The organism is Pseudomonas aphyarum, from assembly GCF_028657055.1.
GTDB lineage: Bacteria > Pseudomonadota > Gammaproteobacteria > Pseudomonadales > Pseudomonadaceae > Aquipseudomonas > Aquipseudomonas aphyarum.
In genome coordinates this window covers 113,088-136,998 of record NZ_JAMDGS010000006.1, presented here as the reverse complement: position 1 = coordinate 136,998, position 23,911 = coordinate 113,088, and the positions used below count along the sequence as shown (strand labels likewise).

General features: G+C 61.6%; 19 protein-coding genes. 7 read left to right on the top strand and 12 right to left on the bottom strand.

Features of this window, described 5'->3' with window-relative positions; genetic code table 11:
* Positions 1 to 131 precede the first annotated feature (131 nt).
* Positions 132 to 1,034, top strand: coding sequence for a DMT family transporter (locus M5G18_RS09815; protein ID WP_273899716.1), 903 nt, complete (start codon positions 132 to 134; stop codon positions 1,032 to 1,034).
* 51 nt (positions 1,035 to 1,085) lie between these two features.
* Here M5G18_RS09815 and M5G18_RS09810 read toward each other — a convergent pair whose 3' ends face one another.
* Both M5G18_RS09810 and M5G18_RS09805 read right to left on the bottom strand, forming a co-directional pair.
* Positions 1,086 to 2,060, bottom strand: a complete 975-nt coding sequence (locus tag M5G18_RS09810) for a 2-hydroxyacid dehydrogenase (RefSeq protein ID WP_273899717.1) — start codon at positions 2,058 to 2,060, stop codon at positions 1,086 to 1,088.
* Between the two features lie 732 nt (positions 2,061 to 2,792).
* The gene (locus tag M5G18_RS09805; RefSeq protein WP_011332538.1) at positions 2,793 to 3,761 is read right to left on the bottom strand and encodes a LysR family transcriptional regulator; all 969 of its coding nucleotides are present in this window, start codon (positions 3,759 to 3,761) and stop codon (positions 2,793 to 2,795) included.
* A gap of 182 nt (positions 3,762 to 3,943) precedes the next feature.
* Here M5G18_RS09805 and M5G18_RS09800 point away from each other — a divergent pair, with 182 nt between their 5' ends.
* The 4 genes from M5G18_RS09800 to M5G18_RS09785 are packed head-to-tail and all read left to right on the top strand — an operon-like array spanning position 3,944 to position 8,722.
* Positions 3,944 to 5,455 (top strand): efflux transporter outer membrane subunit, encoded by a 1,512-nt coding sequence (locus M5G18_RS09800; protein WP_273900111.1) that lies wholly within the window; start codon positions 3,944 to 3,946, stop codon positions 5,453 to 5,455.
* Between the two features lie 10 nt (positions 5,456 to 5,465).
* Positions 5,466 to 7,658 carry an FUSC family protein gene (locus tag M5G18_RS09795; RefSeq protein ID WP_102686902.1) on the top strand — a complete coding sequence of 731 codons (2,193 nt, stop codon included), beginning with the start codon at positions 5,466 to 5,468 and terminating at the stop codon, positions 7,656 to 7,658.
* A complete protein-coding gene (locus tag M5G18_RS09790) occupies positions 7,648 to 7,848 on the top strand; it encodes a DUF1656 domain-containing protein (protein ID WP_003221811.1) in 201 nt (66 codons plus the stop codon). The genes M5G18_RS09795 and M5G18_RS09790 overlap by 11 nt, the downstream gene beginning before the upstream one ends.
* A gap of 10 nt (positions 7,849 to 7,858) precedes the next feature.
* Entirely contained in the window at positions 7,859 to 8,722 is an 864-nt protein-coding gene (locus tag M5G18_RS09785) for an efflux RND transporter periplasmic adaptor subunit (protein ID WP_273900110.1), read from the top strand.
* 44 nt (positions 8,723 to 8,766) lie between these two features.
* On the opposite strand, the gene M5G18_RS09780 is transcribed toward M5G18_RS09785, so the two are convergent.
* Entirely contained in the window at positions 8,767 to 9,165 is a 399-nt protein-coding gene (locus tag M5G18_RS09780) for a DUF4440 domain-containing protein (RefSeq protein ID WP_273900109.1), read from the bottom strand.
* A complete protein-coding gene (locus tag M5G18_RS09775; protein WP_273900108.1) occupies positions 9,162 to 10,532 on the bottom strand; it encodes an MFS transporter in 1,371 nt (456 codons plus the stop codon). Before M5G18_RS09775 ends, M5G18_RS09780 begins: the two co-directional genes overlap by 4 nt.
* Before the next feature lie 109 nt (positions 10,533 to 10,641).
* Here M5G18_RS09775 and M5G18_RS09770 point away from each other — a divergent pair, with 109 nt between their 5' ends.
* Entirely contained in the window at positions 10,642 to 11,523 is an 882-nt protein-coding gene (locus M5G18_RS09770; RefSeq protein ID WP_273900107.1) for a LysR family transcriptional regulator, read from the top strand.
* Between the two features lie 7 nt (positions 11,524 to 11,530).
* On the opposite strand, the gene M5G18_RS09765 is transcribed toward M5G18_RS09770, so the two are convergent.
* Together M5G18_RS09765 and M5G18_RS09760 are read right to left on the bottom strand one after the other, a co-directional pair.
* Positions 11,531 to 12,355 (bottom strand): SDR family oxidoreductase, encoded by an 825-nt coding sequence (locus tag M5G18_RS09765; protein WP_273900106.1) that lies wholly within the window; start codon positions 12,353 to 12,355, stop codon positions 11,531 to 11,533.
* A gap of 35 nt (positions 12,356 to 12,390) precedes the next feature.
* Positions 12,391 to 12,855: a multidrug transporter gene (locus M5G18_RS09760; RefSeq protein ID WP_273900105.1), complete on the bottom strand. Its 465-nt coding sequence runs from the start codon at positions 12,853 to 12,855 to the stop codon at positions 12,391 to 12,393.
* A gap of 181 nt (positions 12,856 to 13,036) precedes the next feature.
* Between M5G18_RS09760 and M5G18_RS09755 the strand changes: the two genes are divergently transcribed.
* On the top strand, positions 13,037 to 15,856 hold the full coding sequence (locus M5G18_RS09755; protein WP_273900104.1) for an RHS repeat domain-containing protein: 2,820 nt from the start codon (positions 13,037 to 13,039) through the stop codon (positions 15,854 to 15,856).
* Between the two features lie 76 nt (positions 15,857 to 15,932).
* On the opposite strand, the gene M5G18_RS09750 is transcribed toward M5G18_RS09755, so the two are convergent.
* The 6 genes from M5G18_RS09750 to M5G18_RS09725 all read right to left on the bottom strand — a co-directional run bounded on the left by M5G18_RS09750 (position 15,933) and on the right by M5G18_RS09725 (position 23,902).
* A complete protein-coding gene (locus tag M5G18_RS09750) occupies positions 15,933 to 17,384 on the bottom strand; it encodes a mannose-1-phosphate guanylyltransferase/mannose-6-phosphate isomerase (RefSeq protein WP_273900103.1) in 1,452 nt (483 codons plus the stop codon).
* A 210-nt stretch (positions 17,385 to 17,594) separates the two neighbouring features.
* Positions 17,595 to 18,251, bottom strand: coding sequence for an alginate O-acetyltransferase AlgF (locus M5G18_RS09745; RefSeq protein WP_273900102.1), 657 nt, complete (start codon positions 18,249 to 18,251; stop codon positions 17,595 to 17,597).
* Positions 18,252 to 18,265: 14 nt separating this feature from the next.
* Positions 18,266 to 19,441, bottom strand: coding sequence for an alginate O-acetyltransferase (locus M5G18_RS09740; RefSeq protein ID WP_273900101.1), 1,176 nt, complete (start codon positions 19,439 to 19,441; stop codon positions 18,266 to 18,268).
* A 10-nt stretch (positions 19,442 to 19,451) separates the two neighbouring features.
* Positions 19,452 to 21,017, bottom strand: a complete 1,566-nt coding sequence (locus M5G18_RS09735) for an MBOAT family O-acyltransferase (RefSeq protein ID WP_273900100.1) — start codon at positions 21,015 to 21,017, stop codon at positions 19,452 to 19,454.
* Positions 21,018 to 21,317: 300 nt separating this feature from the next.
* Entirely contained in the window at positions 21,318 to 22,442 is a 1,125-nt protein-coding gene (locus M5G18_RS09730) for a mannuronate-specific alginate lyase (protein WP_273900099.1), read from the bottom strand.
* A gap of 8 nt (positions 22,443 to 22,450) precedes the next feature.
* Complete coding sequence (locus tag M5G18_RS09725; protein ID WP_273900098.1) at positions 22,451 to 23,902, bottom strand: alginate O-acetyltransferase; 1,452 nt, start codon at positions 23,900 to 23,902, stop codon at positions 22,451 to 22,453.
* Between the last annotated feature and the right edge of the window lie 9 nt (positions 23,903 to 23,911).

Sequence of the window (23,911 nt, the reverse complement as noted above, 5' to 3'; positions counted from 1 at the left end):
CTCTTCAACGCCTTGCATCCTACTCCGTAGATTTCGCGCTGCCAGCCCGCGCGCCGACAAAAGCGCAAGTTTATGCAAGCGCAGGTCGAGGGCGGGGGCGGACACTGAAACCCAATCAAGGAGTGTCTGTCATGAACCTGTCGTTGTATTTGTTGACCGTGCTGATCTGGGGCACCACCTGGATCGCCCTCAAATGGCAATTGGGCGTGGTGGCGATTCCGGTGTCGATCGTCTACCGCTTCGGTCTCGCGGCGCTGGTGTTGTTTGCGCTGTTGCTGCTCAGCCGTCGCCTGCAACCGATGAACCGGCGCGGGCATCTGATCTGCGTGGCGCAGGGCTTGTGCCTGTTCTGCGTCAACTTCATGTGTTTCCTGACCGCCAGCCAATGGATTCCCAGCGGTCTGGTGGCGGTGGTGTTTTCCACGGCAACGTTGTGGAACGCGCTGAATGCACGGGTGTTCTTCGGCCAGCGTATCGCGCGCAATGTGCTGATGGGTGGGGCGCTGGGGCTGGGCGGTCTGGGCCTGTTGTTCTGGCCGGAGCTGGCCGGGCATCACGCCAGTCCGCAAACCCTGCTCGGCCTTGGCCTGGCACTCTGCGGCACCTTGTGTTTCTCGGCGGGCAACATGCTCTCGAGCCTGCAACAGAAGGCCGGTCTCAAGCCACTGACCACCAATGCGTGGGGCATGGCTTACGGTGCGGCGATGCTGTCGGTGTGGTGTCTGGTCAAAGGCATTCCGTTCGAGATGGAATGGACGTCGCGCTACATCGGCGCGCTGCTGTATCTGGTGATTCCGGGGTCGGTGATTGGCTTCACCGCGTACCTGACGCTGGTCGGCCGCATGGGCCCGGAGCGCGCGGCGTATTGCACGGTGCTGTTCCCGGTGGTGGCGCTGAACGTTTCGGCCTTTGCCGAAGGCTATCAATGGACGGCGCCGGCGTTGGCCGGACTGGTGCTGGTGATGCTGGGCAATGTGCTGGTGTTTCGCAAACCCAAGGCGCCGGCATTGCCGAGTCACGGCAAACTGGCCTGAGTGTTCTGAAGGTAAAAGGGGCAGACGTTTCACGACGTCTGCCCCTTTTTTTCATCTTTTCCAGACTTGCGGATTGACCAGATCCTGCGGCCGTTCGCCGAGCAGGGCGCTGCGCAGGTTGGCCAGGGCGCGGTTGGCCATGGCTTCGCGGGTTTCATTGGTGGCCGAGCCGATGTGCGGCAAGGTCACGGCATTTTTCAGCTGGAACAGCGGCGATTCGGCCAGCGGCTCTTTCTCGTAGACGTCGAGGCCGGCGCCGCGAATGCGGTTGTTTTGCAGCGCTTCGATCAGTGCTGGCTCGTCGACTACCGGGCCACGGGAGATGTTCACCAGAATGGCGTCCGGCTTCATCAGCGCCAGCTCGCGGTGGCTGATCAGGTGGCGAGTCTTGTCGCTGAGCGGCACCACCAGGCAGACGAAATCGGCTTCGGCCAGCAGTTGGTCAAGGCTGCGAAATTGCGCGCCGAGTTCCTGTTCCAGCTCGTTCTTGCGGCTGTTGCCGCTGTAGAGAATCGGCATGTTGAAGCCCAAGCGTCCGCGACGCGCGACGGCGGCGCCGATGTTGCCCATGCCGACGATGCCCAGGGTCTTGCCGTGTACGTCGCAACCGAACAGCGGTGCGCCGACGCTGGCCTGCCATTGGCCGGCCTTGGTCCAGGCGTCCAGTTCGGCGACGCGGCGGGCGCTGCTCATGATCAGGGCGAAAGCCAGGTCGGCGGTGCTTTCGGTGAGGACGTCCGGGGTGTTGGTGAGCATGATCCCGCGTTCGTTGAAGTAGGCGAGGTCATAGTTGTCGTAGCCGACGGAGACGCTGGAGACCACTTCAAGTTTTGTGGCGTTTTCCAGTTGGGCTTTGCCGAGTTTGCGACCGACGCCGATCAGGCCGTGGGCGTGGGGCAGGGCTTCGTTGAACTGGGCGTTGATGTCGCCGTTTTTCGGGTTGGGGACGATGACGTCGAAGTCCTGTTGCAGGCGTTCGATCATGGGGGGGGTGATGCGGCTGAAGGCCAGGACTGTTTTTTTCATTGGCATTTGGCTCGGGCATGGCGGCTGGTGTGATGCCAAGCAAGCTAACATTTCTGTTTTGGGTTGTCTTGGCGGCCTTTGGGCCGACCAGGTTCTTGGGGTTTTGGGTGAATATCCGTTTTTGCGGGTGTTGCGGCTGGCGGTTTCGCCCTTACGGCGACTCCCTTTGGCAAACGCCGGAGTGCCGGCCCAGCCCAAAGGAAGCAAAGGTCTGGGCCCCGGCGTTCGGCACCTCGCTTTGGCTCGGTGTTCCTTCGTTCCGGGATTCATCCGGGGGCATCGCCTACGGTTTGCTTCGCTGCACCTCCTCTCGATGCATGCGGCTGCGCCGCACGGTCGCTGCGCTCCCACCCCCGGATGAATCCCTCCACTCAGCCTTCCGAAGGGGCCGGCACGTCAAAAGCGGTACTCGAGCTAACGCTCATTGTGTTGAGTGGTGGGAAGCCAAAGCCAAAGCAAAAGCGGAGGCGGAAGCAGGAGCAGATGCGGCAAAAAGCGGTGGAAGCTGATGCTGATGCTGATGCTGATGCTGATGCTGATGCTGATGAGGTTGAGGATGTGGGTGTGGATGCGTGAGTCTAGTTGCTTGCATTTTCGAACCTGAGTTCACCTCGGTATTTCACGTCGGCGTACCTCTCCCAAACAACTCGGTCGGTCCCCTCTCCCTCCGGGAGAGGGCTAGGGTGAGGGGTTGGCGCCCTCCGCATCACCCCATTTTTCAGGCCGGCCAAATCAGTTCGCCACCCGCACCCCCGCCAGACTCCCACTCAGCTCATAAGCCGCCAGTTCCGCCTGATGCCCCGCCAATATCTCCGGCAACGACCCACGCAGGTACTCAACCCAGGTCTTGATCTTCGCATCCAGATACTGCCGCGACGGGTAGATCGCGTACAGGTTCAGTTCCTGCGAGCGGTAGTTGGGCATGACCCGTACCAGCGAGCCGTTGCGCAAGCCTTCAATCGCGGCGTACACCGGCAACACGCCGACGCCCATGCCACTGGTGATCGCGCTTTTCATCGCGTCGGCGGAGTTCACCAGGAAAGGCGAGCTGTTGATGGTGACCATTTCCTGCCCGTCAGGGCCGTCGAAGGCCCATTTTTCCAGGGGGATCACCGGGCTCACCAGGCGCAGGCAGGCGTGGTTCAGCAGGTCGCTGGGTTTTTGTGCGCAGCCGTTGGCTTTTACGTAGGCCGGGGAGGCGCAGACGATGCTGTAGGTGATGCCCAGGCGTTGCGAGACGAAGCCCGAGTCCGGCAGTTCGCGGGCGAGGACGATGGACACGTCGTAGCCTTCGTCGAGCAGGTCCGGCACGCGGTTGGCCATGGTCAGGTCGAAGGTCACATCCGGGTGGGTCTTGCGGTAGCGGGCGATGGCGTCGATCACGAAGTGCTGGCCGATGCCGGTCATGGTGTGCACTTTCAACTGTCCGGCCGGGCGGGCGTGGGCTTCGCTGGCTTCGGCTTCGGCCTCTTCGACGTAGGCGAGGATCTGCTCGCAGCGCAGCAGGTAGCGCTTGCCGGCCTCGGTGAGCGCGATGCGGCGGGTCGTGCGGTTGAGCAAGCGGGTTTGCAGGTGGGCCTCAAGGTTGGAGACCGCGCGCGAGACGTTGGCGGTGGTGGTGTCGAGTTGCACGGCGGCGGCGGTGAAGCTGCCGGCTTCGGCCACACAACTGAAGGCGCGCATGTTTTGCAAAGTGTCCATGGGGTGCTCTCAAGGGAGATGGCAAATTGTGACACGAAGTTTCAGGGGCTGAGACCCCCGACCAAGGGATTATCTCGTTAACGGTAACAAAGATTCACAGGATTCCCAGCTTATCGCCGTAATGGCGCCCCCCTAGAATTATGCCCACCTCGAAACATCTCCCACCTCAGGAATTCGCAGCAGTGCCGCGTCGCATCAACAGAGCGCTTTTGCCGCTCAGTGTTCTGGCTTTTTCGTTAGGTCTTGGCGGCTGCATCGGAACCGGAGGGATTGCCCCGCAGGGCAAGGCTCTGGAGGCCAATGAACTGGCCACCGACGAGGCCATCGCCCACGCCGCCCGAGACGCAAATTGGCCCACCGCCCAATGGTGGCAAGCCTACGGCGACCAGCAACTCAACCGCTGGATCGACCTTGCCGTGCAGGGCAGTCCGACTATGGCGATGGCCGCCGCGCGAGTGCGTCAGGCCCGGTCCATGGCCGGTGTCGCCGAAGCCGCCGAGTCGTTGCAGATCAATGGCGAGTCGACACTCAAGCGCCACAACTGGCCGACTGACCAGTTCTACGGTCCCGGTGAGCTGGCCAACAGCACCACCTGGGACAACAACGCCGCGCTGGGTTTCAGTTACGCACTGGACCTCTGGGGCCGTGAAAGCAACAGCACCGAGCGGGCCGTCGATCTGGCGCACATGAGCGCTGCCGAGGCGCGTCAGGCGCAGCTCGAATTGCAGAACAACATCGTGCGCGCCTACATCGATCTCTCGCTGCATTACGCCCAGCGCGACATCGTCGCGGCGACACTCAAGCAGCAACAGCAGATTCTCGAGCTGGCGCAGAAACGCCTGAACGGCGGAATCGGCACGCACTTCGAAGTCAGCCAGGCCGAAACCCCACTGCCGGAAACCCATCGGCAACTGGATGCGCTGGACGAAGAAATCGCCCTGAGCCGCAACCAGATCGCGGCACTGGCCGGCAAAGGCCCGGGCGCTGGCGCGCAGTTGCAGCGTCCGACCCTGTCCCTCGGCGCGGCACTCAAACTGCCGTCGGCACTGCCCGCCGAACTGCTCGGCCAGCGTCCGGACGTGGTCGCCAGTCGCTGGCAAGTGGCGGCGCAGGCGCGCGGGATCGAGGTCGCGCATGCCGGGTTCTACCCCAACGTCGATCTGGTCGGCAGCCTCGGCTACATGGCCACCGGCGGCGGGGCGCTGGAGTTTCTGACCGGCAAGAAGCTCAACTACAACGTCGGGCCGGCGATCTCGCTGCCGATCTTCGACGGCGGGCGACTGCGTGCCGAACTCGGTGAAGCCTCGGCGGGTTATGACATCGCCGTCGCGCATTACAACCAGACCCTGGTCAATGCGCTGAAGAACATCTCGGACCAGTTGATCCGCCGCGAGTCGATGGACAAGCAGCAGACATTCGCCGCCGAATCCGTGGCTACCGCGCAGAAAACCTACGACATCGCGATGATCGCCTACCAGCGCGGGCTCACCGATTACCTCAACGTGCTCAACGCCCAGACCCTGCTGTTCAAACAGCAGCAGGTTCAGCAGCAGGTGCAGGCGGCGCGGTTGAGTGCTCATGCGGAACTGGTGACGGCATTGGGCGGTGGCCTTGGTGCGGGTAAAGACGTGCCGACTGCCGAACAGACCGCTGCACCGAAAACCCCGGCCCTTCTTCAAGCCCTCGACCACTGAGCAAGATTCAATGACTCCCTTGCCCGCACCTTTGCGCTGGCTCTACTCCCTGGAATGGCGCCGGGGTTTCTTCGACTGGGCGCGCAGCGACGGCGTGACCTGGGTCTACATCTTCAAGGTGTTGATCGCCGCATTCCTGACCCTGTGGCTGGCGATGCGCCTGGAATTGCCGCAACCGCGCACGGCGATGATCACTGTGTTCATCGTCATGCAACCACAGAGCGGCCAGGTGTTCGCCAAGAGTTTCTATCGCTTTCTCGGCACACTGGCCGGGTCGGCGATGATGGTCACGCTGATTTCGCTGTTCGCCCAGAACACCGAACTGTTCCTCGGTTCGCTGGCGATCTGGGTCGGCATCTGTTCGGCCGGCGCCGCTCGTTGCCGCAACTTCCGTGCGTACGGTTTTGTGCTGGCCGGGTACACCGCCGCGATGGTCGGCCTGCCGGCGCTCGCCCATCCTGACGGTGCGTTCATGGCGGCGGTGTGGCGGGTGCTGGAAATCTCGCTGGGGATTCTCTGCTCGACCCTGGTCAGTGCCGCGATCCTGCCGCAAACCGCCAGCGCCGCGATGCGCAACGCCTTGTATCAGCGCTTCGGTGTGTTCGCGTTGTTCGTCACCGATGGCCTGCGCGGGCGCAGCAAACCGGAGTCGTTCGAGGCCAGCAACGTACGCTTCATCGCCGAAGCGGTGGGCCTGGAAGGGCTGCGCAGCGTGACCGTGTTCGAAGACCCGCACATGCGTCGGCGCAACGGCCGGCTCAGTCGCCTGAACAGCGAGTTCATGGGCATCACCACCCGTTTCAACGCCTTGCACCAGTTGCTCGAACGCCTGCGCCGCAACGGTGCCGACCATGTGGAAGCGGCGATCAAACCGGGCCTGCAGGATCTGGCCGAAGTGCTCGACGGCTTCAGCGGCCGCGCCCTGACCAGCCCGGACGCGGCGCGTCTGGTGCTGGCGCTTGCGGCGTACAAGGAAGGCTTGCCGGCGCGGGTGCGCAGCCTGCGGGCGATCTTCCAGGAGAGCGAGCCGAGCGACGCCGAACAACTGGATTTCCACACCGCGTATGAGCTGCTTTATCGCTTCGTCGATGACCTGCACAGTTATGCACAGACCCACGCCTCGCTGGCCGATCACAGCCACGAACGCGAGCGCTGGGACGAACCGTTCACCCCGCAGACCAGTTGGTGGGCGGCGGCAGCTTCGGGGATTCGTGCCGCATTCATTCTGGTCGTGCTCGGCAGTTACTGGGTCGCCACCGCGTGGCCGAGCGGCGCGACCATGACCCTGATCGCTGCCGCCACCGTGGGCCTGTCGGCGGCCACGCCGAACCCGAAACGCATGGCCTTCCAGATGGCGTGCGGTACTTTTCTTGGGGCGCTGATCGGCTTCGTCGAGATGTTTTTCATCTTCCCGTGGATCGACGGTTTTCCGTTGCTGTGCGTGATGCTCGCGCCGGTGATCGTGCTCGGATCGTTCCTCGCATCGCGGCCGCAATACGCCGGCGTCGGCCTCGGTCTGCTGATCTTTTTCAGCACCGGTTCGGTGCCGGACAACCTGACGATCTATAACCCCTACACCTTCATCAACGACTACATCGCCATGGTCATGGGCATGCTGGTTTGCGCGGCGGCGGGCGCGATCATTCTGCCGCCGAACAGCCGCTGGTTGTGGCAGCGCCTGGAGCAGGACCTGCGCGGGCAAGTGGTGTACGCGATCAGCGGCAAACTCAAGGGCCTGGCATCGAGTTTCGAAAGCCGTACCCGCGACCTGATGCATCAGGCTTATGGCCTGGCGGCCGGTCAGCCGCTGGTGCAGAAAAACCTGCTGCGCTGGATGTTCGTGGTGCTGGAAGTCGGTCACGCGATCATCGAGTTGCGCAAGGAACAGGCGATCCTGCCGGTGCACCCGGCGTATGCCGAATCGCAGCCATGGCGTCAGGCGATCCGGGTCATGGGGCGTTCGCTGGTGCGGCTGTTCCTGCAACCGAATTCGAGCAATCTGGAACGTGCGCTGGTGGCGGTCGATCACGCGATCAGCCGGGTCGCTGCCACCGACGAGCCGTTCGCACCGCACTTCGATACCTCGGCCCTGCGGCGGGTGAAAAGCTACCTGCACTTCATCCGCACCTCGTTGCTCGACCCGCAATCGCCACTCGCCGCCTACGCCATCGCCAAGCCCGAAGGACTTGCCCATGCCTCGTGAAATCGCCTTCCACGGCGTGTACATGCCGACCATGACCCTGATGTTTTTCGTCGCTGCGGCACTGGCCTGGGCGCTGGACCGGTTTCTGTCGGGGTTCGATCTGTACCGCTTCTTCTGGCACCCGGCGCTGCTGCGCCTGAGTCTGTTTACCTGTCTGTTCGGCGCCATGGCGCTGACTGTCTACCGTTGAGAACGTTCTGATGAAAAAGTTTTTCAGCCTGCTCGCGACCCTGCTGGTGCTGGCCCTGGCGTTGTGGATCGGCCGCACGTTGTGGGAGCACTACATGAACACCCCGTGGACCCGCGACGGCCGGGTGCGCGCCGACATCATCAACGTCGCCGCCGACGTCACTGGTGAAGTGGTCGACGTGCCGGTGCGCGACAACCAGTTGGTGAAGAAGGGTGATTTGCTGATGCAGATCGACCCCGAGCACTATCGTCTGGCGGTGAAACAGGCGCAGTCGCTGGTGGCTTCGCGCAAGGCCACGTGGGAGATGCGCAGGGTCAACGCCCACCGCCGCGCTGACATGGACGCATTGGTGATCTCCAAGGAAAGTCGCGACGACGCCAGCAACATCGCCGACTCCGCACTGGCCGATTACCAACAGGCCCAGGCGCAACTGGAAGCCGCCGAACTCAACCTCAAACGCACCGAAGTGCGGGCGGCGGTGGACGGCTACGTGACCAACCTCAACGTCCATCGCGGCGACTACGCGCGCATCGGCGAAGCGAAAATGGCCGTGGTCGACATGAATTCGTTCTGGGTCTACGGCTTCTTCGAAGAAACCAAACTGCCTCATGTGCGCGTTGGCGACAAAGCCGACATGCAACTGATGAGCGGCGAAGTCCTGAAGGGGCACGTGGAGAGCATTTCCCGCGGTATCTACGACCGTGACAACCCGGAAAGCCGCGAGCTGATCGCCGATGTGAACCCGACCTTCAACTGGGTGCGTCTGGCGCAACGGGTGCCGGTGCGGATACACATCGATGAGGTGCCGGAAGGCGTGCTGCTGGCAGCGGGGATTACCTGCACCGTTGTTGTGAAGCAGGACGCTGTCGAGTAATCCGTTGGCGAGGGAGCGGGCTCCCTCGCCAGAACCGGACGGTGTCAGCCCTGGCAAAACGTCTCGTGCAGATGCCGCCAGATCACCCGTCCGGATTCGGCTTTTTCGAACACCACGGTTGAACGTCGATCCGTGTGCAAGCCGCTCGCATCGGTCTGCTGTTCGCGATAACTCACCGTCGCGCCGCGTTCATGCAAGGCAATTCCTTGAAGCTCCCCGAGCTCGATCCTGAATCCCTTCTTCTTCCCGCCCGCCATTTGAAACAACGCACGCAAGGCTTCTAAATCCAGTACGCGGCCCAGCGGCGTCACCATGGAAAACCGTGGCGAAAAACGTGTCAGCAATCGCTCGAGTGCCGCCTCGTCTTCCTCAACGGCAAACCATCGTTCGATGGCCTCATGGGCCCGGATCACTTCGTCAAAATAGTCGGTGTAGTCAGTCATGTGGATTTTTCCTGAAGGTGAGGTGAGCGCAGAAGGGCTAGCACTTTTGTCGAGTCGAAACGCAGCACGGCCGCCATCGGCAACAGCGTGAGCAATGCAGCGGCGAGAAAGCAGTATTTGAAACCGTTGGCCCCCAAGGCACCCAGCAATGAACTGAGCAGCGCCGCGCCAAGGCAGAAACCGAGTTGGCGATTGATGTTCCATAGGGCGCTGGAGTGGCCCATTTTGTCTGGTGTGATACCGACAAACGCCAGGGTCTGGGCGGTGACGCTGCAAAGACTGCCGCCCAACCCCATCAGGGCATAGGCGAGGATCAACGGGCCGCTGGCGGATTGATCGATCTGCATCAGCACGACGATGCCAAGGCATTGCAGCAGCATGCCGACGATCAGCAACGGCTTGGGACCGGTCCGGTTGAAGCTGCGTTTACCCAGCATGATCGCCACGCCCGAAGCCGCCGCCCAGGACAGCATCAACGCCCCGGTTTGTGCTGCGCCGAAACCGAGGTCGTGCAGGTACAACACGGCAATCATGTTGGTGCCGGTGAAGATGCCGGGCACGAACAGGTAGATCAGCATCGCCAGGCGCAACGAAGGGTTCTTGATCAACTGCAGGTCGAGAACCGCCCCGGGTTTGCCCCAGCCATCACGCAGGTAGATGCACAAGGTAATGACGCTGAGCAGCAGGACACCGCCCGCGAGATGTTGGGTTGCGGGTGCGCTCGCCAGACTGACAGCGATCAAAAATAAACTCAGGGCCAACACGGCCAGAAACAGACCGCGTGCATCCAGTGTCGGCCGTTCACTCGCTGCCTGATCCGCCTTCAACCAGAGCACGCCCAATCCGAAAGCGAAAAGCGCCACCGGTACGTTCAGATGGAAAATCCAGCGCCACGACAGCACCTCGACGATCAAACCACCCGCCGCTGGCGACAGCGCCGGCACCATCAGCGCCACCAGCAAAACCACGCCAGTGAAGTGTGCACGTTGTGTCGCCGGAAACTCCCGATAGGCCAGCGCCTGACCAACCGGAAGCAGCAACCCGCCACCCAACCCTTGCAGCAGTCGCCAGCCGATCAGGCTTTCAATCGAAGTCGCCTGAGCGATAAGCCCGGAGGCGATTCCAAACACCAGCAGCGAACCGAGGATCAGCCGCCGCTCGCCCAGCCGTGCAGCCAGCCACACGCTCATCGGAATGATCAGCGTCAGCCCGAGCATGTAGGCGTTGGTGATCCACGCCAGTTGCGTCACCGAGGCGTGCAACTGCGCGGCGATGTCCGGGTAGGCGATGCTCGCGGCGAACATGTTCAGCAGGTCGAGGGCGAACCCCAACAGATACACCAGCGCGACTTTCGAGTGATAGGCCATGGCAGCTTCCCTGTGATGAGGCGTGCAGGGTAGGGCGCTGGCGGCGATAGAAATACGCTGGTTTGGCTGCTAGTTTGTCAAAATTATTTTGACAGGGAGCGCTGCGAGCATGGTCAGCCTGGATCGATTCGATACCTTCAAAGCCGTGGTCGAGGCCGGCTCGCTGACTGCAGCCGCCGATACGCTGGGGCAAACGCGGGCGGTGGTGAGCTTCAACCTCAAACGTCTTGAGGAAGAGCTGGGCGTCACCTTGCTCACCCGCAACACCCGGCAACTGGCCCTGACCGATGCCGGCGAACGCTTTTACCGACGCTGTCTGCGCACCCTCGACGAAGCACGCTTGGCCATCGAGGAAGCGCGCTCGGAACACTCGCAACTCAAGGGCACCCTGCGCATCACCACGACCGTGGAGTTCGCGCTGGCTCAGGTGGTGCCGGCGCTGGAGGTGTTTCGACAACAGCAGCCGCAACTGAACATTCATCTGTCCACGTCCTCGACCCACGCCGATCTGATCTCCGAACGCTTTGACATGGCGATTCGTCTGGGCCGCATGCACGACTCCAATCTGCGGGCGGTGCAGCTGTCGACGTTCGAAGTGTTTGCCGTGGCGGCACCGGGGCTGGTCGAGCGATTTGCGCCGGTCAACACGCTGGCGGTGCTGGAATCGATGCCGACGCTGGGGCATGGGCGAGTGCCGGAAATGACGGTCAGCGACCCGGTCGGCACCGAGCATATCTACCAGCCAAAACCGGGAACCACCGCCATCGTCGCCGACAACTCGGCGACCCTGCGTGCCTTTGCATTGACCGGACAAGGCGTGGCGATTCTGCCGCAATGGCTGATTCAAGAAGACCTGGACGCCGGGCGATTACAGCGTTTGCTGCCGGATTACCGCTTCGCCCAGCAAGGGGTTTACGCGTTGTACCCGGACACCCGGCACCTGCCACTGAAGGTGCGGGCGTTCATTGATTTCATGAAAGGCTGGGGCTGACGCGGTTTCAGAGTTGCCCGCGCAACCCGAACCGCTTCATCAGCGTCGATTCCAGCAACCCTTTCGGCAGCAGCGTCGCCAGCAGCGGCAACGCCCGGCTGCCATTGCCGATGCGGATCAGTCGTGGCGGTTTGTTCTGCTGCACAGCCTTGAGCAACTCGGCGGCAAAGTCGCTGGCCGGCGTCGGTTTGTCCTGCGAGGCCTTGGCCCGCGCCCGGATGCCTTCACGCAACGGAAACCACGGCGATTGTTCGTTGATCAGTTGTTCGGCCTCATGGCCGGCATTCTTGGCGAAGCTCGATTGAATCGCCCCCGGCTGCACTTCCAGCACGCGAATCCCGAACGGCGCCAATTCCATGCGCAACGCATCGCTCAACGCGTGCACCGCCGCTTTCGACGCGCAATAGGCGCCGGCAAATGGCGTGACCAGCACCCCGGAAACACTGCCGACATTCACCACCAGGCCCTTGGCCCGACGCAACACCGGGAACAGTGCACGGGTCACGCCGACAATCGAAAACACGTTGGTTTCGAACTGGCGCTGCATGGCCGGAACACCACCGTCGAGCAGCGGCCCCATGGCGCCGTAACCCGCGTTGTTGATCAGCACGTCGAGGCCGCCGTGCTGCTGGTTGATCCGTTCGGCGAGTTGTTCCAGCGCTGCATTGTCATTGACGTCGAGCTGCACTGCCGTGAACCCGGCCGTGCCGAGTGCCGCGACATCTTCAGCCTTGCGCGCACTGGCCCAGACCTCGTAGCCAGCGCTTTTGAAGGAATCGGCGAGGGCGCGGCCGATGCCGCTGGAACAACCGGTAATCAACGCAACGGGCATGGCGCATTCCTTGTGCAAAAGAGTGGGAGAGGGGATCAGTCGGAGAAACTACCCTGCAATCGCTCGGCGCGAAACTCCAGGGTTTGCGGGCGATAACCGGGACGCAGCGGTGGCATCGGCAGGCAGTCTTCCCAGTTGCCGCCGGGCTGCAATTCACCAGGACCGCGATAGCGCGGCGCGGCGTATTGATTGTCGGCCAGGTTCACGGTGTCGCCCGGCGCGTACGCAGCAATGCGCCAGCGCAGTTCGGTCAGCGGCACGTCGTTGCCGTTGCTCATCTTCAGCAGGAGAGGGCGGTCGGCAGGGCAATGCTCTGGGGCATAGGCGATGCGCAGTTCCAGGCGCGCCAGTTGCTTGACCTCGCGGTTGTCCAGCCACACCACCCACATTGCTACCAGCCCGAGGCCCACGGCGGCGGCCATGGACACCGGCAAGGCCTTGGCCGGGTAGCGCAGCAGCAGGATCAGCCAGGTGATGACCAGCAAGACGCCGATGAACATGTTCGAACGCTCCTTGAACTTGTGCCCCCATCCTACCGAAGGGGCGCGGGAATGGACATTCGCTGATTGAGCGAAGGCGCCGTCGGTCGGAACTGTAATTTCTGACAGTGGCCGATTGGACGCTTCACCTGCTCAGATGCCCGGGGCAGAAAAAATGTCGGTCGCGCCGGGAGCGCGTTCCATGAGTTTGCACATCGATACACCGAGGATGTCTGTGGTCGACCCGCGCGGTTTGCCGGTCGGCACGGTCGACTATTGTCGAGACATCGAGGACGGCCCGGTCGAGCCGCGATTCAACCGCACGCTTCACGATCCGGCAGGACGTGCGGTGAAACACTGGGATCCGCGACTTTGGCGGTCACAAGCCGGCGACCCGCTGACATCGGCGAACCTGGCGCAGGTATTTGCACTGGACGCCTCGGTCATACGTTCGGACAGCGTCGATGCCGGTACGCAAATCGAGTTAAAGGGGCTTGCCACGCAAACGGTGTTCAGCTGGGACAGCCGTCAGACGCAGCGCGAGATCGAGCACGACAATTTGCTGCGCCCCGTCGCGATATTCGAAGAGGGGGCAGGTGAGCCTCGGCGTTGTGTCGAGCGCCTGACTTACGGCCATCCCGGCAGCGGGGACCCGTCACGAAACCAGTTCGGTCAGTTGATTCGTCATGACCATCCGGCCGGCAGCGTGCTGTTCAATGCGTTTGCAATCAGCGGCCCATGCACCGAAGACACCCGCCACTTCACCCTGGAGCCGCTGATACCCGACTGGCCGGAGCAGGAGTCGGATCGTCAGCGGCTGCTTGAGCCCGGCGCTGGTGCGATATCGCGGTGGCGCTATGGTGCGCTGGGGGATGTAGTGGAGCAGACGGATGCCCGAGACAACCGGCATACATTCGCACTGACCGTCGATGGCCGCTTGCGCGAGCGCCGATTGCAGTTGAAGGGACAGCCCGGTCAGACCCTGGTCAGTGACATTCACTACAACGCGTACGGCAGCGTCGAGCAGGAAACCGCCGGTAACGGCGTGCAAACCACGCTGACATATCGGCCCGGAGACGGTCGCCTGATGATGCGCCGGGCCGAGAGTGCCGAGAGTCGTGTGCTGCAACACTTGATTTACGGCTACGACAGGATGGGCAATGTCCTGAGTATCGAAGACAGAGCGCTGCCGATCCGATACTTCGCCAACACGCGCATCGCGCCAGTCAGCCGTTTTGTCTACGACAGTCTTTACCAGTTGACCAAGGCGTTTGGCTGGGAAGCCGGCACTGTTAATCAGGGGCCGCAATCGGTGGGGCGCGTCGATCCGGCGGCGCTCAGCAACTATCGGCAGACTTACGAATATGATCCCGCTGGCAACCTGCGCAGGCTGACTCATGTCGGCGCACAAAGTCATGGGCGCACGCTGCAACCGGCGAGTTACAGCAATCGCGCTCTGCCTTACGAGCACGCACCTCCCGACGACGCTCAAATCGAGGCCGCCTATGACCGCAGAGGCAACCTGCTGCAACTGGAGCCGGGGCGGATACTGAACTGGAACCTGCGTAACCAACTGCAATCAGTCAGCCCGGTGAAGCGCGCTTCCGGTGCCAATGACAGCGAAACCTATCTCTACGATGGCGGTAGCCAGCGGGTGCGCAAAATCCGTTCTTTGCAGACCGGCCCCCGCACCCTGATTACCGAGGTGCGCTATTTGCCCAGGCTGGAACTGCGCACCGACAACGGCACGTGCGAACGATTGCAGGTCATCATTGCCGACAACGCTCAAATACAGCATTGGGAGAGCCCGCCACCTTCGGGAATCAACAATCGGTATCGATACCAACATGTCGACCACCTGGGTTCGGTCTGTCTGGAAACCGCAGATGACGGCGCGATGATCAGCCGCGAAACCTTCCACCCATTCGGTACCAGCGCCTGGCAGGACGGCGAATTCAGCTACAAATTCGTCCGTTACTCTGGCAAGGAGCGCGATGCGACCGGGCTCGACTACTTCGGGCTGCGTTATTACATCCCGTGGTTGCAGCGCTGGACCAGTGCCGATCCTGCCGATTACGCCGACGGTGTGAACCTCTATCGAATGGTTCACAACAATCCGCTCACCTTCATCGACAACGAGGGAGCGGTCACCCGCAAGAAACTGGCCAACGGCTTATGGCAACCAGTGATCGCCACAGGGGCCGGTCGTGAGATTTCCGGTGCTGTGCCGGTCAGCCTGGGTAGTCCGTTGCGCGGCGTTGCCGCGACGGGTAAGCCCGGCAATATCCAGAAGGCGCTGGAGGCGCGTGAACTCGGCAGGATGGAAATCAGTACTCAGTTTCTCGATCCGGCTCCCGGACGCTATTCAAACGATACGGTGGCTCAATTGATACGTAAGGACGGCAAGGGCGAGTTGATCTTCAGCCTGGACCGGATCGCTTATTCGGGCACAAGCAAGGGTGAGTTCAATGCGTTGAGGATTGTCGACATCGGTAAAGGCGAGATTCCCGACAAGCACAACGCAGTCTCGGGGTTCTGGGCGCCTCAGGGTGGCTATGTCGATATCCCGCTGCATCCGACCGGAACGCAGCCAGACCACGTATTTACCCCCGGTTTCAGCGGTTGCTCACTGACAGTGGATCAACTCAACGACAACGTGCTTCGTGTCCGGCATGTGGAAGGCGGAAAGGAAAATGTCCAATACAACGATCTCTCCGAAGGTCACGGAATGGGGCAGGCCGCCGCCATGGAATATCAGGATTATGGTTATGCACCGGATGATCAGGGCCGTCAGGAAAACCTCACGACCGGTTTCGCCTTCATGAAATATGACCGCAAGCAGCAGCACTGGAACATCCATTACCAGACCATTCAGGGCGCCAGCGGGATCGAGCGTTACAGCCCGGGCAGCTCGGGCCTTTTCAAGAAAACCAATGCAGCTGTTTCGGTTTATCCACAGACACGTGTCAGGAAAACCATGAGCCGAGCAGTCATTGCGAGCGACAGGCGCAAGACGGGCTGAAAAAAAGCCCCCGCCCAACCCGCTGCGGATAGGGGACGCAGCGGGCTGGACAGGGGCTTCTTGTTTTACGCAACGCTTACTGCGCGATGGTTTTCACCGACACGCCGCGTTCGATCGGGGTCGAGCGACCGTAGATATCTTCAAAGCGCTCGATATCGTCTTCGCCCAGGTACGAGCCCGACTGCACTTCGATGATTTCCAGCGGGATCTTGCCCGGGTTGCGCAGGCGATGCACCGAGGCGATCGGGATGTAGGTCGACTGGTTTTCGCAGAGCAGGAACACGTTCTCGTCGCAGGTCACTTCGGCGGTGCCGCTGACCACGATCCAGTGTTCGGCGCGGTGGTGGTGCATCTGCAGCGACAGACATGCGCCCGGCTTGACCGTGATGTGCTTGACCTGGAAGCGACCGCCCATGTCCACCGAATCGTAGGAGCCCCACGGACGGTAGACCTCAAGATGGTTCTGGGTTTCGCTGCGACCCTGCTCGTTGAGGGTGTTGACCATCTGCTTGACGCCTTGGACCTTGTCCTTGTGGGCGATCATCATGGCGTCCTTGGTTTCGACCACCACGATGTTTTCCAGACCGATCACCGACACCAGTTTGCCGTTGCCGTGGATCATGCAGTTCTTGCTGTCCTGGATCACCACATCGCCCTTGCTGACGTTGCCGTTGGCGTCCTTCTCGTTGACTTCCCACAGCGACGACCAGCAACCGACATCGCTCCAGCCTGCTGTCAGCGGCACCACGCAGGCGCGCTGGGTTTTTTCCATCACGGAGTAGTCGATGGAGTTGTCCGGGCAGCAGGCGAAGGTGGCTTCGTCGAAGGTGATGGTGTCGGCGTCTTGCTGGCTGCGTTCGAGGGTCAGCAGGCAGGTGTCGTAGATGTCCGGATCGTGCTTTTTCAGCTCTTCGAGGAAGCGGCTGGCGCGGAACAGGAACATGCCGCTGTTCCAGTAGTAACCGCCGGATTCGACGTACTCGGTGGCGCGTTTGACGTCGGGTTTTTCGACGAAGTGCGAGACACGGCTGACGCCTTCCGGCAGCAGCGAATCGCCGGTGGACTTGATGTAGCCGTAACCGGTTTCCGGTTTGGTGGCCGGTACGCCGAACAGCACCATCTCGCCGTTTTCTGCCGCCACGGTGGCCAGGGCCAGCGCACGTTGCAGGGCTTTCTGGTCTTCGAGAACGTGGTCGGCCGGCAGCACCAGCATCAGTTCGTCGCGACCTTCATTGACCAGCATCATCGCGGTCAGCGCCACGGCCGGCGCGGTGTTACGACCGAACGGTTCCATCAGGATGCGCTGGCATTCCAGATTGCGGCTGGCCAACTGTTCGTTGACGATGAAGCGGTGATCCTTGTTGCAGACCACGATCGGGGTGTCCATGCCTTCGAACACCAGACGCTCGAGGGTTTGCTGGAATAACGTGTGTTCGCCGGTCAGGGCGAGGAATTGCTTGGGAAACTGCTTGCGCGAAAGCGGCCAAAGACGTGAGCCGCTACCACCTGACAAGATCACCGGAATCATATTGTTTACTCCATAAAATCGATTGGTTAGAGGCACGAACGCTGTGTCGTTTCACTCTTGTTTTTGTCTCGTATCCGAACTCTCACCTCGGCCCCTGTGGGAGCCTGGCTTGCCAGCGATGGCATCACCTCGGTGTATCTGCAGAACCGAGGTGTCTGCATCGCTGGCAAGCCAGCTCCCACAGGGAACCGGTTCAGTTCGGAAAATTTGTTAGCGGGTCGACACCGGGCGTTTCACCCAGACCGGCGACAGGTTGCTGCCGTTGCCAGTGACGTACAGCACGGCTGCCTCACCACGCTCCAGGGCGACCGGTTTCACGTCGCCGACTTTCTTGTCGCCTTCGTACAGCGCGAGGCTGACTTTCACCGGGTTGATTTCACGCTCGCCACGGCCCTTGGCGGCCACGTTCGGCACCACGTCGGTCTTGCCGTCGGCGGTCTTCAGGGTCAGCGGTTTGTCGCTGAGGTTCTGCACGCGCACCAGGGATTTCTGCTTGTTCTTGAACGGCGGTTCTTCGATCAGTTGCGGCGCGCCGGACGCGTTGTTGACCAGGGTGTAGTAATGGTCACCGGCGAGTTTCACCGGCAGGGTCTGACTGCCGACCTTGGCGCTGTAGTCACCGCCCGGCATGAAGCTGAAGTCACTGCTGGCCAGCGGCGCGACGTCGGCGAGATTGGTGCTGCCGACGGTGGCGCTGACTTCAGCGTTGCTGGCGTTGTAGACGCGTACGAAGGTCGAGCCTTTCGGTGCGGTCGGGCCGTACAGCGCAGCGTCGCCACCGGCAAAGGCCTGGACCGACAGCACGCTCATACCCGCAACCAGAGCAATGCGTTTAGCGAGACGACGAGGAGTTGTAGTGAAAGTCATGGTGTACCTCTCTTTCAGTTTTGCGCCCGATCGGGCGTCTCGGATTTAGTGTTGATTGCTACGTTTTGTTGGCGCGCGCCGGCTTGTTTAAGCTCTGCGATCCACTGCGGGTCGGCGTCGCCGATTTCGTTGTTCACAGGCAGATATCGTTCAGGAAACTCCCAGATCAGTACCTGTGGCGGGCTGTTCTTGAAGTCGTCGCTTTTCAGGTAGCTGAGCATCGGCAGGATCGGGCCGTGGCCGTCTTCTGCGTAGTTGACGACGTCGCTGTGCAGCGCTTGCTTGAGCGCACCGACGAAGTTCCAGTTGGGGTTGGCGCTGTAGCTGGTGCCGATCAGCGCGACCGGCACTTCGCTGTTGGCGAACAGCGCGTCGTCACCGGCAGGCTGCTCGGCGGCGGCCACGGTGTTGCGCTTTTGCAGCGGCTCTTGCGCCGGCATCAGGTTTTCGAACAGCGGATCCAGCGGCAGGAACAGACGCAGGTCGCCTTTGTGCGTGACCTTCTCGGCTGGCGTGGTGACGAAACGCTGCGGCTCGCCGCTGAGCGGGAACTTGTCGGCAATGGTTTTGGCCAGGGTGTTGGCGGCGATTTCCGCGCCTTCCGGGGTCCAGTGGGTGTCGGTGCGCAGGAACACTTGCTGACCGTTCTGCTTGGCGGCTTGCAGCGGGCCAAGCAGGTCGGGGGCGAGGATCTTGTCCGCCGCGACACGGGCGTGGAAGTCCTGATAAAGGTTGGCGTGGATGCTCGCCGGTTTCACTTCACCCAGGTGTTCCGGGTAAAGGCGAACCTTGGCCGGCACGATCGCCATCACCAGTTTCACGCCTTTTTCTTTCAGGGTCTGGCGCACGCCTTCGACCAGCGCGTAGTTGCCTTGCAGGTTCAGCTCTTCGTTGACGATCGGGTTGAATTCCTCATCGCTGTACAACCACTGATCGCGACCGAGCACCACGCCCGGACGACCTTCGTTGAACAGTTTGAAATCCAGCGCGGCCCAGAGATTGGTGCCCAGACGCTTGATCGGGAATTCATCGTCGTAGTGGGTTTCCACGGCTTTGGTCCAGCGGCCGTTGAGCACCGTCGCGTCGGCGTTGGTGCTGAAGCCGAAGAAGCTGCGCACCGACCACAGACCGAGCACGAGCAGGGTCACCAGAAACAGCGCGATGTAGAAGATGCGTAATGAGCGGGTCATGTCAGATCCCTCAGAACTGGAAGTAAAGGAACGGCGAGAAGCTTTGCGCCGAGAGTTTGAGAATCGAGGCGATGAACAGCAGCAGGATCACGGCGCGCATTGCGTAGCGCGACCAGTCCGCCGTCCAGTACGCCGGTTGCACCTGGGCGTCGACGCCGACGGTGTAGCCAGGCTCGTGGATGCTCGCCGGGTTTTCGCCGGGCGCAGCTTTGATCATTCCCGGGGTCGCCGTGGCAGGGCCGTTAGCCTCCACGTTGACTTCAGGTTTGCTCTTGGCTGGCGGATGGTTGGTGTACAGATCACGCAGGCCGAAGAACGCCAGGGTCACGTAAGCCACAACGAGAGTCGCGACTTGCAGGCCGGTGAGGCTGGCCTGATTGAGTTCCGACAGCGACCAGTCGCCGAAGCTGAACATCGCGCCGTACATGCGGCCGGCAACGTGCAGGTTTTCTGCGCGGAAGATCACCCAGCCCATGACCACCAGCAGGAAGGTCAGCGCCCAGCGGATCGGGTTGAGGCTGCGCGGCGAGGTATTCAGGCCGAGCGCTTTTTCAATCGCCAGCCACATGCCGTGCCACGCACCCCAGACGATGTAGGTGATGTTCGCGCCGTGCCACAGACCACCGAGCAGCATGGTCAGAAACAGGTTGCGATAGGTCATCAGCGTGCCTTTACGGTTACCGCCGAGGGTGATGTAGAGATAGTCACGCAGCCAGGTCGACAGGCTGATGTGCCAGCGGCGCCAGAACTCGGTGATCGACTGGCTGATGTACGGCTGCTTGAAGTTTTCCATGAAGCGGAAACCCATCATCAGGCCCAGGCCGATGGCCATGTCGCTGTAACCGGAGAAGTCGAAATACAGCTGCGCGGTGTAGGCCAGCGCGCCGAGCCAGGCATCGCCCGTGGTCGGGTTTTGCAGGGCGAAGCAATGGTCGGCCACCACGGCGAGGGTGTCGGCGATGAACACCTTCTTGATGAAACCCTGCATGAACCGCGTGCAGCCCTCGGAGAACTTGTCGAGGGTGTGGGTGCGGTTGTTGAACTGGTCGGCCAGGTCACGGAAACGCAGCACGGGGCCGGCGATCAGGTGCGGGAAGATCGCCACGAACGCCGCGAAGTCGATGAGGTTGCGGGTCGCCGGGGTATCACCACGGTAGACGTCGATGATGTAGCTGATCGACTCGAAGATATAGAACGAGATACCGATAGGCAGCAGCACGTGGGTCAGGATGAACGGTTCCAGACCGACCGACGTCATCATCGCGTTGATGCTGTCGACGCCGAAGTTGGCGTACTTGAAGTAGCCGAGGATGCACAGGTCCACCGCCACGCCGAGCAGCAGCCAGCGCTGGGCCGGTTTGGTGCGCACGCCGGCGGCGCCGACTTTGAGGCCGATCCAGTAGTTCCACAGGGTGACGCCGGCGAACAGCGCCAGGAAGTCCACCCGCCACCACGCGTAGAACACGTAGCTGGCGATCAGCAGCAGCAGGTTGCGATAGCGTTGCCCGCTCAGGTAGTACAAGCCGAGAAAGATCGGCAAGAACAGAAACAGGAACACGTTGGATGAAAATACCATCCCGATCTCTCCATGTTTGAACCAACAGTCAAGGGCCAAAGCCCCCCCAAACCCCCCGTGGTGCTGGAGGGGTGAAACGGTGTTTCTTCGAAGGTTGTGGGTGGCCTTGCGACCGCAGCCCTCACCCCCCGCCCTCCCGAAACGTCGGACCGCCCGTAGGGAGAGGGAGCCTGATCTCTGGTGCTGCCAATATCGAGATCGACTCGATGTATCAGGTCGGCGGATTTCTCATAAGCACCCCGGTCAGTCCCCTCTCCCTCCGGGAGAGGGTTAGGGTGAGGGGCTTTTGCCTTTCGCTTTTCACGATCCCTTGTTGCCCTTTTCATGGGACGGGTCGTAGACCTTGGTCAGGTCGCCACCGAGCCGAAACGTCTTGAACGGCTGCATCCCGTGCTTCTTCTCGATCACATCCGGCGAGCAGGTGTAGAGGGTGCAGAACGGTTCGAGCCAGGCGAATTTCATGTCCTCTTTCAAATCGGTCATGTCCTGTTCCTTGCCGTTCTTCTTCTCGAAGTCCTCGGGATCTTTCACCCCGGCCAGTACCCGGTCACCCAGACGCTTCAGCGCGCCGTTGTTTTCCTGACGCAGATCCACACCGTTGACCTGGGCGAAACTGGCGATCATCGCCAGTGGCGGCAGGGCGTAGTTGTGATAGGCGAGGGCGCGTTGCTGGCGCTTGAGTTCGTTCGGCAGATAACCGTCGGCATCGATCTGATTGACCCCGACCTTGTATTCCTTGACCGCCCAATCGAACAGGTCGCGGCGGTTGGTCGCGACCGATGTCGCCATCACCGACCACGCGGCCCAGTACGAGTGGTTGTTGGTTTTTTCCAGCGGCAGGTTGTCCCAGTCGCTGACCACCTGATCGGCCATCTTGCTGAACCAGGCCTCGATCAACTGCGCTTCCTGCTGATGCTGGGCCAGCGGATGGGAGTCGGAGAACTTCAGGCGAATGTACGAAGAGGCCATGCTGCCCAGCGCCCATTTGCGCATCGACTTGCCGGTGTGGTTGAAGTCTTTCGACATCAACGCGTCGGCCTTGGCCCAGGCGGTCAACCAATTGAGCGTGCAATCGAGCTGTTCCGGACGACCGTCGCGCATGAACTGCATCACCCGTTTGGCGGTGCCGCGCTCCAGGGTGGTGATGTCTTTGGTGGTGTCGCGAAAGGCTTTTTCCGACTGCACGTTCAGCGTTGCGCGGGCCTTGTCCGAGCCTTCGTACTTGCTGCGAAATTGCAGCGGGCCGGTGTAGGGCGCCGGCATCGCGTCGCAGCCTTCGCTTTTGTCACCGGTCTTGAATTTATCCACAGGCGCAAAGTAGCCCTGAGGAGGACGCAGTGGCGCGGCGGCCTGCGCGGTGCCGGCGAAGATCGCCAGCCCGAGCAGCGTCGGCGCCAAAAGAGTTTTCAGTTTCGGATTTCGCATAGCAGACCTCATTGCCCGAGCTGAGCGGTTTGTTGCCCAGCGCCCGGGAATACGTTGCGTTTGCAGATTTTCGCTTCGACTTTCTGTGGCGCGGTGCCCGCTTCCGGGCCCTGGACTTCGACTGCCAGCAGGTTTTGCGAGGCCCAGTCTTCGTCCGTGCGCAGCTCAAAGGCGAAACGACCGTCGGTGTCGGAGGTTTCCGGTTTCTCGATCTTGATGTCCTCGTGGCGACCGTTCATGTACCAGAGGGTGGCTTGCAGGGTTTTCACCGAGGTATCGGCGAAGCGGATGTCGACCTGATGGCTGCTGTTCTGCAGGTTCAGGTTCTTGCTGTTGACCAGCAGTTCTTGTTTGCTGCCCGGCTTGAGCGTGGTGCTCGCGGACATCTGCGCGTCTTTGCCTTCGCAGCCGTTGTCGAGCAGGGACATCATCTGGCGATAGATGGTTTCCTGGTCGAGGCGGTACAGCGGCGAGAATTCCCAGATGAGGATTTTCGGCGGAGTCTTCTGGAATTCGTCGCTGCCCAGGTATTGCAGCATCGAACCTTCCAGACCGCCGCCGGGGAACGCGACGTTGAGAATGTCGGCGCCGATGGCTTCTTCGAGGAAGCCGGCGAAGTTGTAGTTCTTGCCGCTGTGCGACGTACCCACGAGGGTGATCTGCGGATTACCGGAATCACCGAACAGGTCGCCATCACCTGCCTCGCCCTTCGGCTCGGTGGTGAACTGGTCCATGTACTGGATCGCGTAACTGGTGCCGCACAGTTGCCCGGCCATGTTGTGCAGGGTGCCGGTCTTGCCCATGCGTCCAGAGCGTTTGGTTTCGAACTCACGCTTGGGAATATCGGCGAAGGCCGGGATCTGCTTGACCTGCTCGGCGACGATTTTCGCCGTGCGCTGCGCACCGTAAGGCGTCCAGTGCTGGTCGCCACGGAAGTAGAAATCGTGGGCGGGCAGGGTGTCCGGCAGCGATTCGTTGGTCAGCGGCGACAGGTCCGGCACCACGTAACCCATCTTCGCGAAACGGCCGAGCATGGTCTTGTAGTTGCCCAGCGCTTTCTCGTAATCGAACGCGGCTTTTTCTGCCGGGTTGAGCTTGTTGCGGTTCACCAGGCCTCGGGTCGGCTGGTAGACGATCACCAGTTCAACGCCTTTGGCCTTGAACGCGTCGTGCAACTGTTGCAGGCGTTTGTAGCCGGCCGGGGTGGTGTTGAACTCGGTGCGCAGGTCTTCCTGGGTCCGGAACAACCAGTCGCCCTGCGCCTGCACCAGAGTGGTGAAGTTCTGCTGGTAGCGAGTGGTGTAGTTCTTCGCGTCGTGGGCGGCAGGGCACAGGCTACAGCAAGGTTCGGCCGTGAATTTCGGCGGCTGCACTTCATCTGCGCGGGCGCCGTTGCTGGCCGCCAGAATGCCCACGGTCAGGGCCGACAGGCTGAGTAACTTGATCAAGTGTGGGTGCATAAAATTGTC

Excerpts from the sequence above, each read along its gene's own strand:
- M5G18_RS09815 (WP_273899716.1), top strand. The coding sequence starts at position 132 with ATGAACCTGTCGTTGTATTTGTTGACCGTGCTGATCTGGGGCACCACC.
- M5G18_RS09810 (WP_273899717.1), bottom strand. The coding sequence starts at position 2,060 with ATGAAAAAAACAGTCCTGGCCTTCAGCCGCATCACCCCCCCCATGATC.
- M5G18_RS09805 (WP_011332538.1), bottom strand. The coding sequence starts at position 3,761 with ATGGACACTTTGCAAAACATGCGCGCCTTCAGTTGTGTGGCCGAAGCC.
- M5G18_RS09795 (WP_102686902.1), top strand. The coding sequence starts at position 5,466 with ATGACTCCCTTGCCCGCACCTTTGCGCTGGCTCTACTCCCTGGAATGG.
- M5G18_RS09790 (WP_003221811.1), top strand. The coding sequence starts at position 7,648 with ATGCCTCGTGAAATCGCCTTCCACGGCGTGTACATGCCGACCATGACC.
- M5G18_RS09785 (WP_273900110.1), top strand. The coding sequence starts at position 7,859 with ATGAAAAAGTTTTTCAGCCTGCTCGCGACCCTGCTGGTGCTGGCCCTG.
- M5G18_RS09780 (WP_273900109.1), bottom strand. The coding sequence starts at position 9,165 with ATGACTGACTACACCGACTATTTTGACGAAGTGATCCGGGCCCATGAG.
- M5G18_RS09775 (WP_273900108.1), bottom strand. The coding sequence starts at position 10,532 with ATGGCCTATCACTCGAAAGTCGCGCTGGTGTATCTGTTGGGGTTCGCC.
- M5G18_RS09770 (WP_273900107.1), top strand. The coding sequence starts at position 10,642 with ATGGTCAGCCTGGATCGATTCGATACCTTCAAAGCCGTGGTCGAGGCC.
- M5G18_RS09765 (WP_273900106.1), bottom strand. The coding sequence starts at position 12,355 with ATGCCCGTTGCGTTGATTACCGGTTGTTCCAGCGGCATCGGCCGCGCC.
- M5G18_RS09760 (WP_273900105.1), bottom strand. The coding sequence starts at position 12,855 with ATGTTCATCGGCGTCTTGCTGGTCATCACCTGGCTGATCCTGCTGCTG.
- M5G18_RS09755 (WP_273900104.1), top strand. The coding sequence starts at position 13,037 with ATGAGTTTGCACATCGATACACCGAGGATGTCTGTGGTCGACCCGCGC.
- M5G18_RS09750 (WP_273900103.1), bottom strand. The coding sequence starts at position 17,384 with ATGATTCCGGTGATCTTGTCAGGTGGTAGCGGCTCACGTCTTTGGCCG.
- M5G18_RS09745 (WP_273900102.1), bottom strand. The coding sequence starts at position 18,251 with ATGACTTTCACTACAACTCCTCGTCGTCTCGCTAAACGCATTGCTCTG.
- M5G18_RS09740 (WP_273900101.1), bottom strand. The coding sequence starts at position 19,441 with ATGACCCGCTCATTACGCATCTTCTACATCGCGCTGTTTCTGGTGACC.
- M5G18_RS09735 (WP_273900100.1), bottom strand. The coding sequence starts at position 21,017 with ATGGTATTTTCATCCAACGTGTTCCTGTTTCTGTTCTTGCCGATCTTT.
- M5G18_RS09730 (WP_273900099.1), bottom strand. The coding sequence starts at position 22,442 with ATGCGAAATCCGAAACTGAAAACTCTTTTGGCGCCGACGCTGCTCGGG.
- M5G18_RS09725 (WP_273900098.1), bottom strand. The coding sequence starts at position 23,902 with ATGCACCCACACTTGATCAAGTTACTCAGCCTGTCGGCCCTGACCGTG.